Genomic DNA, 19,298 nt, shown 5'->3' on the forward strand with positions numbered 1-19,298 from the left:
GTTACGGATCGGCAACGGCCCGCCCGCACCACCGGTTCCCGCGCGCCGCTCAGGCGTCTTCAGGCACACCCACCGCAAAGCCGTTCAGCGTCATCGAGACCATGCAGTAGAGCCCCACGAGATAGACCATCTCGTTCGCGCCATGCTGGCCGAACAGGCTCACCGCCTGGTCCCAGGCCGGGCGGGGCAGGGTGCCGCCGTTCACCAGCGCGAAGGCGACGTCATAGCCTGCGCTTTCCTCCTTGCTGAGATCGCCGGGCTTGATGCCGCTACACAGGCTGGCGAGCCGCGCATCGTCCATGCCCACCTTTTCGGCGACCGCGATGTGGGCGTAGAGCTCATATGCCGCATCGAAGTGCGCGCCGACGACCAGGATGACGACCTGCCGCACCGGTTCCGGCAGGCTGGCCTCCGCCGTCATCGCCTCGGTCAGGTCCCAGATCGCGCGGCCGATGCGCGGTTCGTGCAGCCAGGGGTTCCACGGGCCGATCAGCGCGCCCTCGTTCGGTCCGTCCTGCACCATCGTCTGGAAGGCGGCGAAGTCACTGGAGATACCCTTCTTCATGTCCTCATAGAGCGGCTTCTGCTCCTCGCTGAGCTGGGCCGGGGGGATGAGGGGCAGGCGTACATTGGTGTCGGTCATGGGGAGAGGCTCCTTTGGGTGGATGCCCGTCTTCAACGCGCGGGAGGCCCGGACGGCTCCCGCCCGCTTCACACGGCTTCACACTGTCCAGAGGCGCTTTTTCATGAGGCCCATCCTCGCCCGCCTCGGCAAGCACAGCACCATCCCCCGCATCCAGCCCGAAGGCGGCGCGGCGCTGCGCTTCGGCCCGCGCGAGGCGCTCGTCCGCCGCCTCCTCGTCGCCGATCGCTTCCAGCTCCTCCTCGCTTAGAGAACGGCTGTAATCCTCATCGCCGTAGCAGCCCTGTTCATAGCCGTCGAAGTCCGGCGGCGGGGGATAGTCGGTCCACCATTCCCCGTCCTGCTCCCAGATCAAATGCGGGTCCTCTTCCTCAGCACCCGCGCCAACGCCATTCCCTGCCGCAACCCCGGCCCCGGCGGAGCGCGCGTCCGCCTCGGGCGCCTCCAGCAGCGCGCCCGCATCCTCGCCCGCGCCGATCGCGTGCAGCAAATCGTCGAACCGCTCCGCGCCCAGCGCCGCCGCGCGGCTTTCCGCGCGCTTGTCGAGCCGCCCGAGCAGCGCCAGCAACAGCCGCCCGTCGAACCGCGTGCGCGTGTCGATCACCTCGCCATGATAGGACAGCTGTTCGACGATGCCGTTCAGCGCCTTGTCCTGCAGCACGTCCTCGGCCAGCTCGCGCGCCTGCACCAGCGCCCCTTCCCAGGCGAGCGCAAAGGCCCGGTCCCGCCGCCGAAGCTTATACGCCCCCTCCCGGCTCATCGAGACGAAGGCGGCGGCACTGCGCACATTCCCGCACCGTGCCAGCGCCTCCAGAAAGCCGCATTTGACCTGCGGCGTCCAGCCAGTGAGCCGCATGTCGCGCGGCGACGGCGCGGGGGCTAGTGCTGTGCCCGGCGCGGAGCCAGCAGCGCCCTGTGCCACGGGAAGGGTATGACGCGCCGCCGAGCCGCCGCCGCCCTCACATTCCGGCGCGCACGAAGCGTGCGGCAGCGGCGAGCCCGCGGCGGTGTCTGAGATGGCGGGAAATGACGACATGATCGGTCCTCCGAATCTTAGGGGACCAACCATATATTACGGGATGGGGTGTGTAGGACAGCACTAATGTGTTGGAATTAATCATGCGCTATGCGCTATCGCTTTGATGCTACTACTTACAGCATCTTTTATGATGTCTGCAGACTTGTAATGCAACTTGTCTAGCTCAGTATTATGGCACAAATATAGTATCTCGAGCATAATCTTAAACAGATTAGACATATTGGTTTCGCACTTAACCGAAACCTCGGGCGAGAATTCGAATATTGTAGAAAAGGGAACCCTCAGACTCATATATTCGTACGCCACTGAGTGAACGATTTTGCATAGTTCGCCGTATTTAGAATGCGTCGCACCAATCCTATGTACGACTGCGTCGATTTCACGTTGTTTAAAATGAGCTTTTGCGACTTCAAAGAGCTCCCACACGCTTTCAATCTCTGTAGTTTTCACCCCGCGAGCTATTAAAATAGCGCGAATAAAATTTTCTAACGAACTACGCAATAAAACTTGCGAGGCCTTGTAGGCACAAGTTATATACAAAAAATATGATGACGATATGTCTGATAAAAACTCGTCAAAATGACCCGAACTCTTTACATCATCTTTATTGTCAAAAACCAATTGCCAGACCAGGAGGGCATGAAAGCGGCGATATAGGCTAATGGAAGCCTGATCTAGTGGATCAATTCCGTGACATGGTAATGACAAATCTTTAACGAAAGACTTTATCTCTTCGAACGAATCATTTATTTTGGTCACCAATCTCCACCTGTTAAATTTTGAATCACCTCATTCCATCCGCGCCCTGATTTTCGTTCCTTCGCGATTTTTGACTTAGTTTCCCCACGCTCATCTAAAATCTTTTCCAGGGCGCTAGTTAAGCGGGAAACTTTTGAGGGGGATGCCTCATTTACATTGCAAACGATATGTCCAATCAGTTCATATTTCGATTTCTTTTGCCATCGAGGAATACGAATATCTAATATTGATAGTGCGAACTCAGCTATATCTTCGTTTGTCGGAAACAATTCCTCATCTACCAAAAAACTCGGTAAGCTACCCACCAGCATATGGGTGATATCTGACTTGCTGTTATTCCGGTACACGCTTGCTCTGCTGCGTGTAAATAACGCGAGATCTGCGCTTAATGACCCGAGCGCTCTAAAGTCTACATCGTCATATGAGGTCATTAGCCATGAGAACTCCTCCATAAAGCGCGAGAGCACTTTCGGGTCGTTACGCTTAGCAGGTCTTTTTTTTCTAAGTGGCTCAGAGGCCATCGTCGTCCACTCTCTCTAAAAGTTCGTTCGTTATTCCAGCAACAGCCCTCATAGCATCTTCTTGACCAGAATCGAGGATGAGACGCTGGTCGCCCTGATTTTTTGCAATTTTGGTTCGCTGAGGGAGAACGGTCTTAAACCGTTTCCCGCTCCATTTGGGGTCCGAATCGAGAAAGGATAGAGCCTCATAGTAAACGCTGGTTCGCGCATCCATCATCGTCAAAACCACCCCGACATTGACGATTTTGTGGCCATGGTTCTTAATAATTCGCCCGATCACTCCAGTTAGTAGGTCGATCCCAACTCGCGATAGTGGTTCGGGCCTGACCGGAATTAGATAGTAATCGCTGGCCAATATGGCGCTGGTCATAAATGTTGATGGGGTTGGTGGAGTATCTATTACTACATAGTCGTAGGCATCATTTCCTGCTAATGACTCCATGTACCTTTTTAGCCTTAGCTCGCGACCTGAGCCTGGAACCATATCAAGTCGGTATATTTCTAGATTGCCGGGCAAGATATCTAGTCTCGGTCCATAACTCCAAGCTTCAATATCCTCGATTTCAGGAGGTGATTTTTCACTAGTCCCACTAACAGGACTTATAACTGGAATAGCGCCATCGTTGAAAAGGTCGAATATCGTGTGACCGCCCTCTTCTCGTTTTGCTACATAATCATCACCGCTGAATAAACATTGAGTAGCATTAAACTGCGGGTCCACATCTATAATAAGAACTCTTTTATGGTGACGCTTTGCGAGCGCGTGCGCCACGTTCACGGCGAGCGTAGTTTTTCCTACGCCACCCTTCATATTAACAAATGCAATTACTTTCACTAAAGCTCTCCTCTCCCGAAAAGACCGTTTAGTAAAATAATCTAGCGCGACCGGTCAAGTCCTTAGACCGCAACAATGCTTTTAGGAACACCGGCTATATCATTGCGAAAGAAATAATGAAGGATGCAAGACTTGTTGCCAAGTGGTCACCGCCCGTTTCGGCAAGCAAGGTCCGTTCGTGGCCCGTCAATTGCGTATTTTGAGCCAAGGTAGCCTCATCAGCAAGCACCTCATGCATCTCCCAAACCCTGCCCAACCGGGATGCTGTTCGCCATCTAGCTAGCAGATCGGTCGGAGCGATCGGTTGCGGATACCCGCGCGGTTGCGACGCTGTTAGCTTTTTTGGGGCTTGCTGATCTCGGTCGCAGTCGCGCTGTGGACGGGGCGGGCATGATCGCGGGCACACCCGCCGCAAAGCCGCTTAGCGTCATCGAGACCATCGCTTAGAGGCCGAACAGATAGATCAGCTCGTTGGTGCCGTGCTGGCCGAACAGCTCCACCGCCTGATTCCAGGCCGGGCCGGGCAGGGAGCCACCGTTCGCCAGCGCAAGACGACGCTGTGGGCCGCGCTCTGTTCGCGCGTCAGGTCCGCAGGCTTGATTCCGCTGCACAGGCTAGCGAGCCCAGCGTCGGCCATCCCCTCGCGCTCGGCCACCGCAATATGGGTGTAGAGCTCGTAGGTAGTATCGTACCACTATTGCTGCGCAACGCCTTCGGCACCGCCATCTCTGGTAGGGAGAATTTACTTGCCCAGCATGTGCTCCAGATAGGCCCCGGTAAAGCTGCCTTCTTCCTTGGCGACCTGTTCGGGCGTGCCTTCGGCGACGACCTCGCCGCCGTTGACGCCGCCTAGGGGGCCCATGTCGATAATCCAGTCGGCGGTCTTGATGACGTCCAGATTGTGCTCGATCACCACCACGCTGTTGCCCTGTTCCACCAAGCGGTGGAGCACTTCGAGCAGTTTGCGCACATCCTCGAAATGCAGGCCGGTGGTCGGCTCGTCCAGGATATACAGCGTCTGCCCGGTGGAGCGGCGGGCGAGTTCCTTGGCGAGCTTCACGCGCTGCGCCTCGCCGCCCGAAAGCGTGGTCGCCTGCTGGCCCACCTTGATATAGCCCAGGCCCACTTCGTACAGCATCGCCATCCGGTCCCGGATCGGCGGCACGGCCTTGAAGAACTCGACCGCGTCTTCCACCGTCATGTCCAGCACATCGGCGATGGAGTGGCCCTTGAACTTCACCTCCAGCGTTTCGCGGTTGTAGCGTTTGCCGTTGCACACTTCGCACTCGACATAGACGTCCGGCAGGAAGTGCATCTCGATCTTGATGACGCCGTCGCCCTTGCACGCCTCGCACCGGCCGCCCTTGACGTTGAAGCTGAAGCGCCCCGGCGTATAGCCGCGCGCCTTGCTCTCCGGCAGGCCGGCGAACCAATCGCGGATCGTGGTGAACGCGCCGGTATAGGTGGCGGGGTTGGAGCGCGGGGTGCGGCCGATGGGGGACTGATCGATATCGATCACCTTGTCGCAATGCTGCAGGCCGGTGACCTTCTGGTGCGGCCCCGCGATCACGCGAGCGCCATTCAGCGTGCGCGCGACGGAGGCGTAGAGCGTGTCGATCGTGAAGCTGGACTTGCCCGATCCCGAAACGCCGGTGATGCAGGTGAACGTGCCCAGCGGGATGGAGGCGGTGACGTCCTTCAGATTGTTGGCGGTGGCGCCGTGGACGGTGAGCTTCTTGCCATTGCCCTTGCGGCGCTTGTCCGGAACCGCGATCTCGCGCTTGCCCGTCAGGTAATCGGCGGTGAGCGAGCCCTTGGCCTTCAGGATCTGCTTCAGCGTCCCCTCGGCCACCACCGCGCCGCCGTGGACGCCGGCGCCGGGGCCCATGTCCACGATATAATCGGCCGCGCGGATCGCGTCCTCGTCATGCTCCACCACGATGACGGTATTGCCGAGATCGCGCAGGCGTTTGAGCGTCTCCAGCAGGCGGTCGTTATCGCGCTGGTGCAGGCCGATCGAGGGTTCGTCCAGCACGTAGAGTACGCCGGAAAGGCCGCTGCCGATCTGGCTGGCGAGGCGGATGCGCTGGCTTTCCCCGCCCGACAGCGTGCCGGAGGTGCGGTCGAGGTTCAGATAGTCGAGGCCGACATTGTTGAGGAAGCCCAGCCGCTCGACGATCTCTTTCAGGATGGCCTTGGCTATCTGGTTCTGTTGGTCGGTCAGATACTCGGGCAGGCCTTCGAACCATGTGAGCGCGTCGACCACGCTGCGGCGCGTGCTGATCGAGATGTCCTCGCCCGCGATCTTCACCGCCAGCGGCTCGGGCCGCAGGCGCGCGCCGTGGCAAGTCTCACAGGGCTGCGCGGTCTGGAATTTGGACAATTCCTCGCGCATCCAGGCGCTCTCGGTCTGGATCAGGCGGCGCTGGAGATTGCCGATCACGCCCTCGAACGGCTTGTCGACGCTGTAGCTCTTGCGCCCGTCTTTGAAGGTGAGCTTCACCTTCTTGCCCTTGGTGCCGTGCAGGATCACCTGCTGCTGTTCATGGCTGAGATCCTGCCAGGGCGTCTCCAGATCGAAGTCGTATGCTTTGGCGAGGCTGCCGAGAACCTGCATATAATAAGGGCTGGGCGGGTTGGACTTCGCCCAGGGTACCACCGCGCCCTTTTTCAGCGTCAGCAGCTCATTGGGCACCACGAGCTGCGGATCGAACTCCTGTCGTTCGCCCAGCCCGTCGCAGGCCGGGCAGGCGCCTTGGGGGGCGTTGAAACTGAACAGGCGTGGCTCGATTTCCGGAATGGTGAAGCCGGAGACGGGGCAGGCGAACTTTTCGGAGAAGACGATGCGGTTGTCCGGCACGCCGGCACCCTTCATCGCGCCGCCCTTTGTCTGCGCTGCATCTTTATCTGCATCCGGGCTCGCGCTCTGCCCAAGAGCCTCCGCAACCGTGCCGTCCGCCAGATCGACATAGGCCAGCCCCTCGGCCAGCCGCAGTGCGGTTTCGAAGGAATCCGCCAGCCGCGTTTCTTGGCCCTCGCGTACCACCAGACGGTCGATCACCACCTCGATATCGTGCTTGTATTTCTTGTCGAGGCTCGGCGCGTCCTCGATATCGTAAAATTCGCCGTCCACGCGTACGCGGGTGAAGCCGGCCTTGCGCCATTCGGCCATTTCCTTGCGATATTCGCCCTTGCGCCCGCGCACCACGGGAGCGAGCAAATAGAAGCGGGTGCCATCCTTCAACGCCATCACGCGGTCGACCATCTGGCTGACCGTCTGCGCGGTGATCGGCTCGCCCGTCGCCGGGCTGTAGGGCACACCCACGCGCGCCCAGAGCAGGCGCATATAATCGTAGATTTCGGTTACCGTCGCGACGGTGGAGCGCGGGTTGCGGCTCGTGGTCTTCTGCTCGATCGAGATGGCGGGGGACAGACCCTCGATATGTTCGACATCCGGCTTCTGCATCATCTCCAGGAACTGGCGCGCATAAGCGGAAAGGCTCTCCACATAGCGCCGCTGCCCTTCGGCATAGATGGTGTCGAACGCCAGGCTGGATTTGCCAGAACCGGACAGGCCGGTGATGACGATCAGGCTGTCGCGCGGAAGATCGACGTCCACGCCCTTGAGATTATGCTCGCGCGCGCCGCGCACCTGAATTGTGGTAAGTGCCATGGGAGTTGCGTGTTCCGCTTATGTTCGCAAATGTCAACCGGCGGAGCGGGCGCCCGCGCCGATGATGAAGCGCGCAAGATGGGAACGCGTTCCGGTGATCGCTAGGGCGGGGATGCGCAAGTGGCGAAGCTGGCCGTAGGAGGAACCGGCTAATGCAGCAATCCGTTGCAGGCGACATGGCTCCAAAATCATTTTCCGCGCTTGCTGTTCTAATCCTCGCCGCCTGTTCGGGTGGCGATGGGGCCGGTGGTTCGGATGGGGCGACGAGCGTTGCGTCGCGGCAGGTTCCCGGACCGGTCGCCGCTTCTCCGAATGATCCGGCAAAGCCCGGCGGAGCGGGATTGCGGCCGATGGATCATCGCGTATCCTCGCCCGACACTCCGGTGGCCTTGCCGTCATCCGACCAAAATGACGACAGCCGGCAAACCGCGGTGACGGTTCCCGAGCGCTTTCGCGGCCTCTATGCGCCCGACCGTAAGGCCTGCGCAGGTGACAACAACTACAATCCCACCTTTCAGAATGTGAATGTGAAGGCGCACGAGGTTCGCTTTTTCGAAACCGGCGGGCCTATGACGCATATACGGATCGATGGAGACAAGGCCGCCATCACCTTGCAGGAGATAGTCGGCGACCGCGAGGCTGCTCGTGCGATCTTTCTAGCGCTGAACGGGGACGGCACTGCACGATATCGCTCGGTCCAGGGGCCGGTGCGGACAATGTTCCGTTGCGAGGCGCCCGATCCGCGCTAGACCGCCCTTTTTATCATGACGGGATCGCGATCATGCGGCACGGCCTTCTACTTCTGGCAATTCTGACGGCCTGCCAGCCCGCCGACACCGGGCCAGATCAATCCGCCGATGTCGATACGTCTGGCTCGCCCGATCCGGGTGGGCCGCCGATCGATGAGGCGACGAACGAAGCTGCCGAGGCCGAGCCGGAAGCGCAGCCCGTGCTGCCGGTGCCTTTCCTTGGTCGCTGGGCGCATGAGATTGATGATTGCGGCGGCCGGCCGGGGCTGGACCGGATCGTCATCGGCGCATCGGAGATCCAGTTTCCGGATGCCAATGCTGAGCCGCTTTCCGTGCTCCAACTGAGCGACAATGGCATCATCGTCGATCTGAGGATCACGGCCAGGGGCGGTGCCTCCACGCTGCGGCGGGACCGGCTGGTCGTCGATCCCGACGGCAATTCGATGGTCTATTCACGCGGCGGCGATGCACGGCGATACGATCGCTGCCCGGTGTAATATCTCAGCGGGCTGCGCGCATGGCTGGGTCTTTCCAGCTGCCGCTTGCCTGATATTCTGCCTTGATGCGGCTGTCGGGAAGACCCGTGGCGGCAAAGGCCTGTTCGCCGCCACGCGCCTTGGCGGCATCCGAATATTCGGGAGCGGCGAAGCTGCGGGGTTTCAGCGCTTGGGGATTAAGGGCGCTGCCATTGCCTGCGCTTGCCGAAGCAAGGCTGCGGGCCCGGAGTTCGGCTTGTTCCTTGGCGGCGGCAAACTGGCGTTCGTAATCGCGTTGCAGTTCGATCGGATCGGGCAGATCGCTTTCCGGCGTGGGCCGGGGCAGGCGAGTATGCGGGCCGGGCAGCGGTTCGCCGCCGGCATAGCGGCGCAGGAAGGCGCCCTCGGTGCCCGCCTGGCCGCGGAAGCGATAAAAACGGTGTGCGCCGATGGTGCCGATGAAATGCAGGCTTGGCGCCCAATAGGGATGCACCTCGGTGGTGTGATAATGTGTGGCGAGTCCGGCAGGGGCGAAGACCGATCCGTTCAGCGCCTTGGCTGCAACGGCGCGGGCGCGATTCCAGTAGAGCGGCACCCGGCCGCGCGCCATTGATCCGTCGCAGCTGTAGCTGAACTGGCAACCGGTCCAGCGCTCTGATCCCTGATAGACGACGCCGCAGACGGTGTCGGGATAGCTGGGATGCCGCACGCGGTTGAGGATGACCTGCGCCACCGCTTCCTGGCCTGCATCGGGCTCCAGCGCCGCTTCATAATAGATTGCGTCCGTCATGCACTGGAGGGCCCGGCTGTAATCGCTGGTGCCCGCCTTGATGGCGAAGGGCTTGGCGGCTCCGGCGGGCAGAACCGGCAGATCGCTGGCGGTGTCTTCGCTCTTGGCCGCGACGGCTTCCTGCCACTGTGCGGGGGAGGGAATGCTGTCCTCATCCATGAAAAAGAAGGCGGAGCCGGGAAAATTGGTTGCTGCCTTTTCCACATCGCCCAGCGGCGGTTGTGCCGGGGCGACCAGCGCCTGATCATCCGCGCTCATCTGCGCAAAGCCGGGCACGAAGGCGAGAAGCGAAAAGGCGATGAGCGCGATGATCAACTCGCGTGCGCCGATGGTGGGCTGGCGAGGCCCCGCGCCGGCTTTCGTCAGTCTGATTTTCGCTATGCGAATCACGCTTTTCCAACTCACCCAATGCTGCTGGATGTTTCTCTAGGCGGCAATTTCGCACCCCGCGCGGGCCATTTTGTTGCTGTGCCAGTGCGGGACGCAGCCAGTGGACCGCGTTAAGATACCGTCTTCAGGTAGATGCCTTTGATAAAATACCGCTTCCGTCGTCCGCGGCGCTTCAATCTGCGGGCATGGGTCGCTAGGGTCCTGCAAAACGCGCCGAACGGGAAAATTGAAGATGAAGACCAGGTTGTTGATCGCCTTGCCGCTGCTGACGGGCCTGGCGGCATGCAATTTTTCGAGCGAGGACAAGGGCGCGCAGCCTGCCGCCGATGAGCCGACCGCGGCGCAATCCCCCCGTGTGGAGGACAGCATGACCAAAATGGAGGCCGACAATCAGGCGCAGCGTTTCGCCCGTCTGGCGCTCGATTGCGTGAACAAGCAATATCCCAACAAGATCAGCCATGTCCTGAACGGTCCGAATGACGTGCAGTCACCGCAGCAGCTGCATCCGGCGTTCTTCGGCTGCTATGACTGGCACAGTTCGGTTCACGGCCACTGGCTGCTCGCGCGGCTGTGGGGGCAGGACAAGCTGGGCGCGATGGGGCCGGATGCGGAAGCCGCGCTGGAGCGCAGCCTGACGGCGGAGAATATCCAGGCCGAGGCCAAATATCTGATGGGCGAGGGGCGTAACAGCTTTGAACGGCCCTATGGCATGGCCTGGTTCCTGCAGCTCTATGCCGAGCTCGAGGAGATTGCGGCGCGCGGTGGCCCCAAGGGGGAAAAGGCCGCGCAGCTGGTCCAGAACCTGAAGCCGCTGGAATCCGTCATCCTCAACAAACTGAAGGACTGGCTGCCGAAGCTGGCCTATCCGATCCGTGAAGGCACGCATAATCAGACCGCGTTCGCCTTCAGCCTGATGCTCGATTACGCGCAGGAACATGGCGATGCGGGCCTTGCCAAGATGGTCAAGGACAAGGCGATCGAGTTCTACGGCGACGATGAGAACTGCCCGATCGGCTATGAACCGTCCGGCGAGGATTTCCTCTCGCCCTGCCTGGAAGAGGCGGACCTCATGCGCCGCGTGCTGCCGCGCGATAAATATCGCGTATGGCTGACCGCGTTTCTGCCGGGCATCCCGAGCGACGGTTCGACCGACTGGCTGGAAGTGGGCGAGGTGCGCGATCCCACCGACGGTAAGCTGGTGCATCTGGACGGGCTCAACCTCTCGCGCGCGTGGGCGTTGCGCGGCATCGCAAGCGCGCTGCCGCCGGGCGACACGCGCCGTGCGGCCCTGCTGGCGACGGCCAACAAGCATGCCGAGGCCGGCCTGAAGAATGTCAGCGGCAAGAATTACTCGGGCGGCCACTGGCTGGCGAGCTTCGCCACCTATCTCACCACCGGACGCGGCATTCGCGACGGGGCGACCGATGTGGAGAAAACCGGCTCGATCACGCCGGTCGACAAGGCACCGGCCGCGATGCCGAGCGGTAAGCTGGCGCCGGCCGCAAAGGGGAAGGCGCAGTAAGAGGAGCGGACGCTACCGCCTGCTGGCCGATCGCTTGCGCATCTTTCTGTGATAAAGAAAAGCTATCGCCGGGCGCGCTATGCCTGGGCGTGGGCATGATATAGATTGCAGCCAAGAGCGCGGGATGACGCGCGAAATAGGGAATGAACGATGACGACGCAGTGGAAACCGGACAGCTGGCGCGAGCATGAGGGCATCCAGATGCCCGATTATCGCGACGGCGCAGCACTCGCTGCGGTCGAAAGCTCGCTGGCCAGCTATCCCCCGCTCGTTTTCACCGGAGAGATCGATGCGCTGAAGGCCGATCTTGCGAAGGTGCAGGCGGGCGAGGCGTTCCTGCTGCAGGGCGGCGATTGCGCCGAAAGCTTTGCCGAATTCCACCCGGACAATATCCGCGACAGCTTTCGCGTCATCCTGCAAATGGCGGTGGTGCTCACCTATGCCAGCAAGCTGCCGGTGGTGAAGGTGGGGCGCATGGCCGGCCAGTTCGCCAAGCCGCGCTCCGCGCCGACGGAAGTGCAGGGCGATGCCGAACTGCCGAGCTATCGCGGCGATATCATCAACGCGATCGATTTCGAGCAAGGCGCGCGCGAGCCCGATCCGCAGCGCATGCTTTCCGCCTACAGCCAGGCGGCGGCGACGCTCAACCTGCTGCGCGCCTTTGCAGGCGGTGGCTATGCCAATTTGGCCAAGGTGCACCAGTGGACGCTCGACTTCATGGGCCAGGGCAAATGGGCCAAGGCTTATGGCGAAATGGCAGACCGGATCGATGAGGCGCTGGCCTTCATGGCCGCCTGCGGCATCGATCCCGATCGCATTCCGCAGCTGCAATCGACGCCCTTCTACACCAGCCATGAAGCGCTGCTGCTGCCCTATGAGCAGGCGCTGACCCGTGCCGATCAGCGAAGCGGCGCGCATTATGACACCAGCGCGCATTTCCTCTGGATCGGCGACCGGACCCGGTTCGAGGGCTCTGCCCATGTCGAATTCATGCGCGGCCTCTCCAACCCGATCGGCATGAAATGCGGGCCGAGCCTGGAGCCGGACGCGCTCATTCGCCTGCTAGACGTGCTCAATCCGGAGCGTGAGGCGGGGCGCATTACCCTCATCAGCCGGTTTGGTCACGATACGGTGACATCCGGCCTGCCGCCGCTCGTGCGCGCGGTGGAGCGCGAGGGGCATAAGGTGGTGTGGTCCTGCGATCCGATGCACGGCAATGTCGTCAAGAGCCCGAGCGGCCTGAAAACGCGGCCATTCGAGCGTATTCTCGGCGAAGTGCGCGGCTTCTTCGACGTTCACCGCGCGGAAGGCACGCATGCCGGCGGCATCCATATCGAGATGACCGGCCAGAACGTGACCGAATGCACGGGCGGCGCAGCCGAGGTGACCGATGCCATGCTGGCGGACCGTTACCGCACCCATTGCGATCCGCGCCTCAACGCCTCCCAATCGCTCGAACTCGCATTCCTGCTCGCAGAAATGCTGAACGAAGAGATGGCGGAGCGGCGCGCTGAGGCAGCCTGACCGGGCTGCCCGGGCGGCGACAGACGGCATTCGCTCGGAGTCTTGCGCGCTGTACGCGGCGCGCGTGATTTGCTATAGGTTCTTGCATCGCTAGGAGCGGCGCGCTTCGTTCTAAGGGATTGGCGCGCCGGGGGAATTTGATTTGGCTGAAACGCAGCGTCTGAAAGCGCTCTACGCGACCGGGCTGCTGGAGAGCGGGGCCGAGGAGCGGTTCGATCGGATCGCTCGATTGGCTGCCAACACGCTTGATGCCAAACTTGCCTTCGTGTCGCTGATCGATAGCGACACCCAGCATTTCAAGGCGCGGCACGGCACCGACATTGCGCAGACCAGCCGCGACATCGCCTTTTGCGATCACGCCATCCGCAACCCTAATGACATGATGATCGTGCCCGACGCGCGCGAAGACGAGAGGTTCGCGAGCAATCCGCTGGTCACCGGAGAAGCGGGACTGCGCTTTTATGCGGGGCAGCCGCTGGTGACGGGCGGCGGCCATGCCATCGGTACCTTGTGCGTACTTGATGACAAACCGCGCGCAGGCTTTGGCGAGCGGGAGCGTGCGATCCTGGCCGATCTTGCCGCCTGTGCGATAGTGGAGATAGAGCAGGGGCAGGCGATTGACGATCTGCAAGTCGTCAATGCGGAACTGAAGCACCGCATGGGCAACATGTACGCGCAGATCGCCTCGCTCGTGTCCCTGATCGGGAGGGATGCAAAGGACAAGGATGCGCTGATCCGCAAGCTGCAGGAAAAGATCAGCAGCTTCGGCGCGATGCAACAACTGCTGGCCGATCAGGAGTGGAAGAGCGTTCCGCTGACCGAACTGGTCCAGCGCGTTCTGGCGGGGTATCGCAGCGATCGGCCAAGCCATCGCATCACGGTGCAACAGGACGATGTCCTTCTGCTGTCTCCGCGCGGGGCCTTCATCGTGACGCTGATGATCGGCGAACTTGCGACCAATGCCATCAAGCATGGCGCACTGGGCGCAGATGTGGGCGAGGTGGACTTTACCTGGCACCGCACCGATGACGGGATGCAGGTGTTCGAATGGCGCGAACGGTTCGAACGCGGCGATCGACCCGTGGTCGAAGGGAAGGGCTTCGGCACCGATATTCTCCGCCGCATCGTGCCGATGGACATGCGCGGCACGGCCGACATGGAAATCACCGGCAACGGCATGTGGTACAGCGTCACGGCGCGGCCGGAGCGAATCGCCGACATCTGAGCAGCGCTATTCGCGCGCTTAAGGCATGGCCAACCTTCGAAGCGGGCTTTCCAACCGCTATGGCAATTGCGCAACAGAATGTCCGAAAATCGAGCGGGGCTGCGGCTTAGGCTTGTGTCGTGGTCGCTTCATGGCTAGTCGCAGGGAAACATACCGAACGCCTGAATCATGCAGGCGGCGGCTTTACGAAGGAGAGATGCCACCATGCAGACCCGCCCTTATGTTCGTTTGCGCCACGCGCTGACCGTTTCGACCGCTCTGGCAGGCCTCGCCTTGCCGGGTGCCGCTTTCGCTCAGGCTGCACAGACTGCGCCGGCGCAGGATACGGTCACGCAGCGCGCCGATGTTGCGCCGGACGATAACGGCGTTGCCGTAGCGCAGGCCGATGACGGCAGTGTTATCATCGTTCGCGCACAGGGCCGCAGCCAGTCGCTCAACGACGTTCCGATCGCGGTCAACGCCGTGTCGGGCGATCAGCTCGAAAAGTCCGGCGCCAGCGATATCCGCGAACTGAACCAGGTGGCGCCGTCTCTGCTGGTTTCCTCCACCGGTAACGAGGCGAACGGTTCGGCCCGTATTCGTGGTATCGGTACGGTGGGCGACAACCCCGGCCTTGAAAGCTCGGTCGCGGTGTTCGTCGACGGTGTGTATCGGTCACGTTCGGGCAATGCGCTCAGCGAACTCGGCCCGATCGACCGTATCGAAATCCTGCGCGGTCCGCAGGGTACGCTCGGTGGCCGTAACAGCTCGGCCGGTCTCATTTCGATCTATACCGCCCCGCCGGAATTCGATCTGAGCGGCTATGGTGCCTTCACCTACGGCAATTATGACGCGATCCGCGTAGAGGCAGGCCTCAACGTACCGTTCAGCGATACGCTGGCTGGCCGTGTCGATGGCGTCTATTTCAAGCGCGACGGCTTCTATAACGACGTCGTCAACGATACGCGCATCAACAACCGCGATCGGTATCTGGTTCGCGGCCAGCTCCTCTTCGAACCGAGCGAACTGCTCACCGCGCGCCTCGTCGCCGACTATTCGGAGAAGAACGAGGCTTGCTGCGCGGCAACCTTTGTGCAGACCGACTTTGCGCCGCTTGCGCGGATCAGCCCCGGCCTCAATTCCTTCGTGCGTCCTGTTCCGGGAAGCCCGCCGCTCACCAGCACGGCAAACCCGATCATTCCGGTGCTGCTCGGCCTGGGGCAGAACCCCGCCGCGCTCAACAACGGTACGTTCGATCGCGACATCTATGTGACGCCTGGACGCAGCTATGAAGGGCAGACCAAGGATTACGGCCTTTCGCTCGAGGTGAATTACGATCTCGGCAATGTCGAGATGACCTCGATCACGGGTTACCGCGAGTATAACAACTATCAGGGTTCGGACACCGACTATACGCAGGTCGATATCCTGTACCGCGCGCCCAACGAAAATGCCGGTGCCCGTCAGTTCCACACCTTTACGCAGGAACTGCGCTTCCAGGGTTCGCTGTTCGACAACAAGCTCGACTGGCTCGTCGGCGGCTTCTACGCCAATGAAGATCTGGTGGTGCGCGATAATCTGCGCTTCGGCACGCAATATGGTGCGTTTGCGCCGTGCCGTATCATCAACGCCATCAACCCGGCACTTGCGGCGCCCGGCAGCAACGCCTGCCTCAGCGCTGGCGGACGTGCGCTTCTCGCCGGCCAGGTTCCCGGGCGCCCCGCTGCCTTCGGTGCGGCAACACCGCTCCTCCTGGCGGGCCTCGATAATCTGGCGCGTGTGAACGATCTCGGCTCGACCGGTGATATCTACAAGCAGAACAGCGAAAGCTTCGCCGCGTTCACGCACAATATCATTCACGTCACCGACAAGCTCGATGTGACGCTGGGTCTGCGGTACACCAATGAAACGAAGCGTTTCGATGCGTTGATCGGCAACGACAACACCATCTGTCCGCAGAACCGCGCACTGCTTTCCGGCCTTCTGGGCGTGCCGTCTCTGGCAGGCCTGGCCGGTGGCATTATCTCGCTCACTTGTCAGGGCAACAGCACTTCCGAGCTTAACGGTGCGACGTTCAACGATCGCCGCAACGAAGAGGAACTGACCGGCACTGCCATCGTCAGCTACAAGCCGACGCAGGATCTGCTGCTCTACGGCAGCTATTCGCGCGGCTATAAGGCGGGCGGTTTCAACCTCGATCGTTCGGCGATCAGCGGCACCTTCTACTCGCCCGCGGATACGCTGGGCGCTAGCAACCTCTCCGTTGTTGTCGGGCCGAATGCGCTGGCTAACGCTTCCAACCTGCAGTTCGCGCAGGAAACCGTGAACGCCTTCGAAATCGGTGCGAAATACGGCACGCGGGAGTTCTCGCTTGGTATCGCAGCGTTCCGCCAGCAGTTCTCGAACTTCCAGCTGAACACGTACAACGGCTCGGTCTTCCTGGTGCAGAATATCAACGCCTGCAGCAGCGATCTGAACGGCGCGGATGAGGACGCCTTCGGCCTGACCGGAGCGTGCAGCCCGGACGATGTGAAGTTCGGTGTGCTGGCGCAGGGTGTCGAGCTGGAAAGCACGATCAACCCCAGCCAGTATCTGAACTTCACTGCCGGCCTGACCTATGCCGACACGCGGTATGAGGACAATCTGATCGGCAACGACAATGGCGCGCCGCTGGATCCGGCCCTCCGCCTGCTGCCCGGCGAGCGTCTGTCCAATGCCCCGGCCATCACCGCCACGGCCTCGGCGAGCTGGACTCCGCCGATCGGCAACAGCGGCTGGAGTGGCCTTGCCTATGCCAACGTCCGCACGGTGAGCGATTACAACACCGGTTCGGATCTGCTGTACGGCAAAGAGCAGGACAGCTTCACCGTCGTGAACGCCCGCATCGGTATCCGCGCCCCGGAAAACCGCTACTCGATCGAGCTGTGGGCGCAGAACCTGTTCAATACCGATTACACGCAGGTTGCTTTCAACACCCCGTTCGTGGCCTCCCAGCAGACTTTCTCGGCTTATCTCGCCGAGCCGCGGACCTACGGTGTCACGGTGCGCGGCAGCTTCTGATCCGCCACCCAATCGAAGGGTAAACAAGGCGCGCCCGGGCATCCGGGCGCGCTTTTTTTTGGGGCTCGGCAAGCGCCGTTAACGATTTCCGATCTATCGTCCCCGCCTGACACGGCTGCGCTGGCCCGATTGGCAGGATCGTGCCAAACTGTCATATTATCGGAATGGCCATCATGAGACTTGCCCGGTTCGCGCTTCAGATGCTGATTATCCTGCCGATCCTTTTCGGCGTGACATTCGCGCTGGTCAGCATGACGGGCGATGAAAGCGCCGAAGCGCAGACGCGCGCAGGTCGGGACCGGTTCATTCACGAGACCGCGGGCCAACCCGCACAGCGCCCGCGCCCCGCCAACCGCCAGATCAACGAGCAAGCCGCCGATGCCGGCGAGCAGCGTCAGCTTCAGGCGCCCGCGGCGAAGCCCGCCAAGGCCAAGCCGTCTGCTAACAAGGGCGAGTTTCAGCCCACCACCGTGCGCACATTGCCCGCGCCGCTGAAGTCCGGCGAATGGATCTGGGATGAAGGGCGCGCGCCTGCCGGTCCGCTACGTCTGGTCGTCGATATCGATAGCGAGCAGATCTACGCCTATCGCGGCGGATATGAGATTGGCCGCGCGACGATCATTTATGGAGCGGATCATAAACCCACGCCGCTCGGCACCTTTCCGATCCTGGAAAAGGACATCGATCACGTCTCGAACCTGTACGACGCGCCGATGCCCTATATGCTGCGGCTGACCTGGGACGGCGTCGCCGTACACAGCTCCGAAGTTGACAACCGCTATGCCACCCATGGTTGCGTGGGCGTGCCGGATGGATTTGCCGCCAAGCTATTTGCCAATGCGAAGCTTGGCGACATCGTCACCGTGACGAAGGGGTGGACGGAGCGCTGGGGGTAAACCCGGCGCCCGCCACTATTTCGTCCCGCCTCAGCGCGGCTCGTCCAGAAACGGGTAGTCGGTGTAGCCCGTCTCCGCACCGCCATAAAAGGTGTCCGGATCAGGCTCGTTCAGCGCCGCATCGCGCCGGTAACGCTCGGGCAGATCGGGGTTTGCGATGAACGGCCGCCCGAAGGTGACCGCGTCCGCGTTCCAGCCTTCGATTTCCCGAACCGCGCTGTCCGCATCATAGCCGCCATTGGCAATGTACACGCCGTCATATTGTTCGCGCAGCCGCCGGATCAGCGCATGCTGCTCGCTGTCTCCATCGCTGCCCGGAAAGGCCTCGACCACGTGAAGGTAGGCGAGGTCCCGCTCCGACAACATCTGGTAGACCGCGGAAAAAAGCTTTTCGGGATCGCTGTCCGTAATGTCGCTGGCCTGCCCAAGCGGGGACAGCCGCACGCCGATCCGCTCCTTCGGAAATTCGTTCACGACGGCGTCGAGCACATCTTCGAGCAGGCGCATGCGGTTCTCGATCGATCCGCCATATTTGTCATCGCGCCGATTGACGCCATCCTGCAAAAACTGATCGAGCAGATAGCCGTTGGCGGCGTGCACTTCGATCCCGTCGAACCCCGCGCGCGCCGCGCAATGGGCGGCGTTGCGATAATCCTCGATGGTCTGCGCTATGCCCTCTTCGTCCAGCGCGACCGGTTCGCTCACCTGTTCGAAGCCGTTGGCGGTGTAGGTCTGCGCGTCGGCCTGCACCGCGCTGGAGGAAACCGGCTGCTTGCCCTCCGGCAGCAGGGAGACATGGCTTATACGCCCCACATGCCAAAGCTGACAGAAGATGCGCCCGCCGCCCGCATGCACGGCATCCACGATCTTTTTCCAGCCCTCGACATGCTTGTCGGTGTAGATGCCGGGCGTATCGAGATACCCTTTGCCCATCGCACTGATCTGCGTGGCTTCGCTGAGGATCAGCCCGGCCGCCGCGCGCTGGCGATAATAGGTTTCGGCCCATTCCTTGGGCGTGCCGTCGCCATGAGACCGGTTGCGGGTGAGCGGCGCCATCAGCACGCGGTTGGGCAGGACAAGATCGCCCATGCGAAGCGGTTCGAACAGCAAGCTGCGGTCGGTCATCAAGAAGGCCTTTCGAATGTCAGGAGACTTGCCTGTCCAAACAGACGATGCGGTTTCCCGTTCCGCTGCGTTGCAGCGGGGCGCGGCATTTC

General features: G+C 61.4%; 15 protein-coding genes. 7 read left to right on the forward strand and 8 right to left on the reverse strand.

The genetic code is table 11. The features are described 5' to 3' along the window. Window positions 1–49: 49 nt before the first annotated feature. The 6 genes from H7X45_RS02335 to uvrA form a co-directional block, all read right to left on the reverse strand. Complete coding sequence (locus H7X45_RS02335; protein ID WP_187335961.1) at window positions 50–643, reverse strand: carboxymuconolactone decarboxylase family protein; 594 nt, start codon at window positions 641–643, stop codon at window positions 50–52. After that, entirely contained in the window at window positions 570–1,679 is a 1,110-nt protein-coding gene (locus tag H7X45_RS02340) for a hypothetical protein (protein WP_187335962.1), read from the reverse strand. Before H7X45_RS02340 ends, H7X45_RS02335 begins: the two co-directional genes overlap by 74 nt. Before the next feature lie 758 nt (window positions 1,680–2,437). Beyond that, on the reverse strand, window positions 2,438–2,962 hold the full coding sequence (locus H7X45_RS02345; protein WP_187335963.1) for a hypothetical protein: 525 nt from the start codon (window positions 2,960–2,962) through the stop codon (window positions 2,438–2,440). Continuing rightward, entirely contained in the window at window positions 2,952–3,797 is an 846-nt protein-coding gene (locus H7X45_RS02350; protein WP_187335964.1) for a ParA family protein, read from the reverse strand. The genes H7X45_RS02345 and H7X45_RS02350 overlap by 11 nt, the downstream gene beginning before the upstream one ends. 443 nt (window positions 3,798–4,240) lie before the next feature. Then, window positions 4,241–4,408, reverse strand: a complete 168-nt coding sequence (locus H7X45_RS02355) for a hypothetical protein (RefSeq protein ID WP_187335965.1) — start codon at window positions 4,406–4,408, stop codon at window positions 4,241–4,243. Between the two features lie 131 nt (window positions 4,409–4,539). Continuing rightward, window positions 4,540–7,470 carry an excinuclease ABC subunit UvrA gene (gene uvrA / locus H7X45_RS02360; RefSeq protein ID WP_187335966.1) on the reverse strand — a complete coding sequence of 977 codons (2,931 nt, stop codon included), beginning with the start codon at window positions 7,468–7,470 and terminating at the stop codon, window positions 4,540–4,542. A gap of 350 nt (window positions 7,471–7,820) precedes the next feature. Between uvrA and H7X45_RS02365 the strand changes: the two genes are divergently transcribed. Both H7X45_RS02365 and H7X45_RS02370 read left to right on the forward strand, forming a co-directional pair. Further along, the gene (locus H7X45_RS02365) at window positions 7,821–8,219 is read left to right on the forward strand and encodes a hypothetical protein (RefSeq protein ID WP_214645513.1); all 399 of its coding nucleotides are present in this window, start codon (window positions 7,821–7,823) and stop codon (window positions 8,217–8,219) included. Window positions 8,220–8,251: 32 nt separating this feature from the next. After that, a complete protein-coding gene (locus tag H7X45_RS02370) occupies window positions 8,252–8,716 on the forward strand; it encodes a hypothetical protein (RefSeq protein WP_187335968.1) in 465 nt (154 codons plus the stop codon). Window positions 8,717–8,720: 4 nt separating this feature from the next. On the opposite strand, the gene H7X45_RS02375 is transcribed toward H7X45_RS02370, so the two are convergent. After that, the gene (locus H7X45_RS02375) at window positions 8,721–9,890 is read right to left on the reverse strand and encodes a cell wall hydrolase (RefSeq protein ID WP_246449585.1); all 1,170 of its coding nucleotides are present in this window, start codon (window positions 9,888–9,890) and stop codon (window positions 8,721–8,723) included. A gap of 217 nt (window positions 9,891–10,107) precedes the next feature. On the opposite strand from H7X45_RS02375, the gene H7X45_RS02380 reads away from it, so the two are divergent. The 5 genes from H7X45_RS02380 (at window position 10,108) to H7X45_RS02400 (ending at window position 18,081) form a co-directional block, all read left to right on the forward strand. After that, window positions 10,108–11,397: a DUF2891 domain-containing protein gene (locus tag H7X45_RS02380; RefSeq protein WP_187335969.1), complete on the forward strand. Its 1,290-nt coding sequence runs from the start codon at window positions 10,108–10,110 to the stop codon at window positions 11,395–11,397. Window positions 11,398–11,547: 150 nt separating this feature from the next. Next, entirely contained in the window at window positions 11,548–12,921 is a 1,374-nt protein-coding gene (locus tag H7X45_RS02385; RefSeq protein ID WP_187335970.1) for a class II 3-deoxy-7-phosphoheptulonate synthase, read from the forward strand. A 142-nt stretch (window positions 12,922–13,063) separates the two neighbouring features. Continuing rightward, a complete protein-coding gene (locus tag H7X45_RS02390; RefSeq protein ID WP_187335971.1) occupies window positions 13,064–14,146 on the forward strand; it encodes a sensor histidine kinase in 1,083 nt (360 codons plus the stop codon). 204 nt (window positions 14,147–14,350) lie between these two features. After that, window positions 14,351–17,185: a TonB-dependent receptor gene (locus H7X45_RS02395; RefSeq protein ID WP_187335972.1), complete on the forward strand. Its 2,835-nt coding sequence runs from the start codon at window positions 14,351–14,353 to the stop codon at window positions 17,183–17,185. A 173-nt stretch (window positions 17,186–17,358) separates the two neighbouring features. Continuing rightward, window positions 17,359–18,081 carry a L,D-transpeptidase family protein gene (locus tag H7X45_RS02400; RefSeq protein WP_246449588.1) on the forward strand — a complete coding sequence of 241 codons (723 nt, stop codon included), beginning with the start codon at window positions 17,359–17,361 and terminating at the stop codon, window positions 18,079–18,081. 30 nt (window positions 18,082–18,111) lie between these two features. Here the strand turns inward: H7X45_RS02400 and H7X45_RS02405 are convergent, their stop codons facing one another. After that, window positions 18,112–19,206, reverse strand: coding sequence for an alkene reductase (locus tag H7X45_RS02405; RefSeq protein WP_187335973.1), 1,095 nt, complete (start codon window positions 19,204–19,206; stop codon window positions 18,112–18,114). Between the last annotated feature and the right edge of the window lie 92 nt (window positions 19,207–19,298).

The sequence above is a fragment of the Novosphingopyxis iocasae genome, assembly GCF_014334095.1.
GTDB lineage: Bacteria > Pseudomonadota > Alphaproteobacteria > Sphingomonadales > Sphingomonadaceae > Novosphingopyxis > Novosphingopyxis iocasae.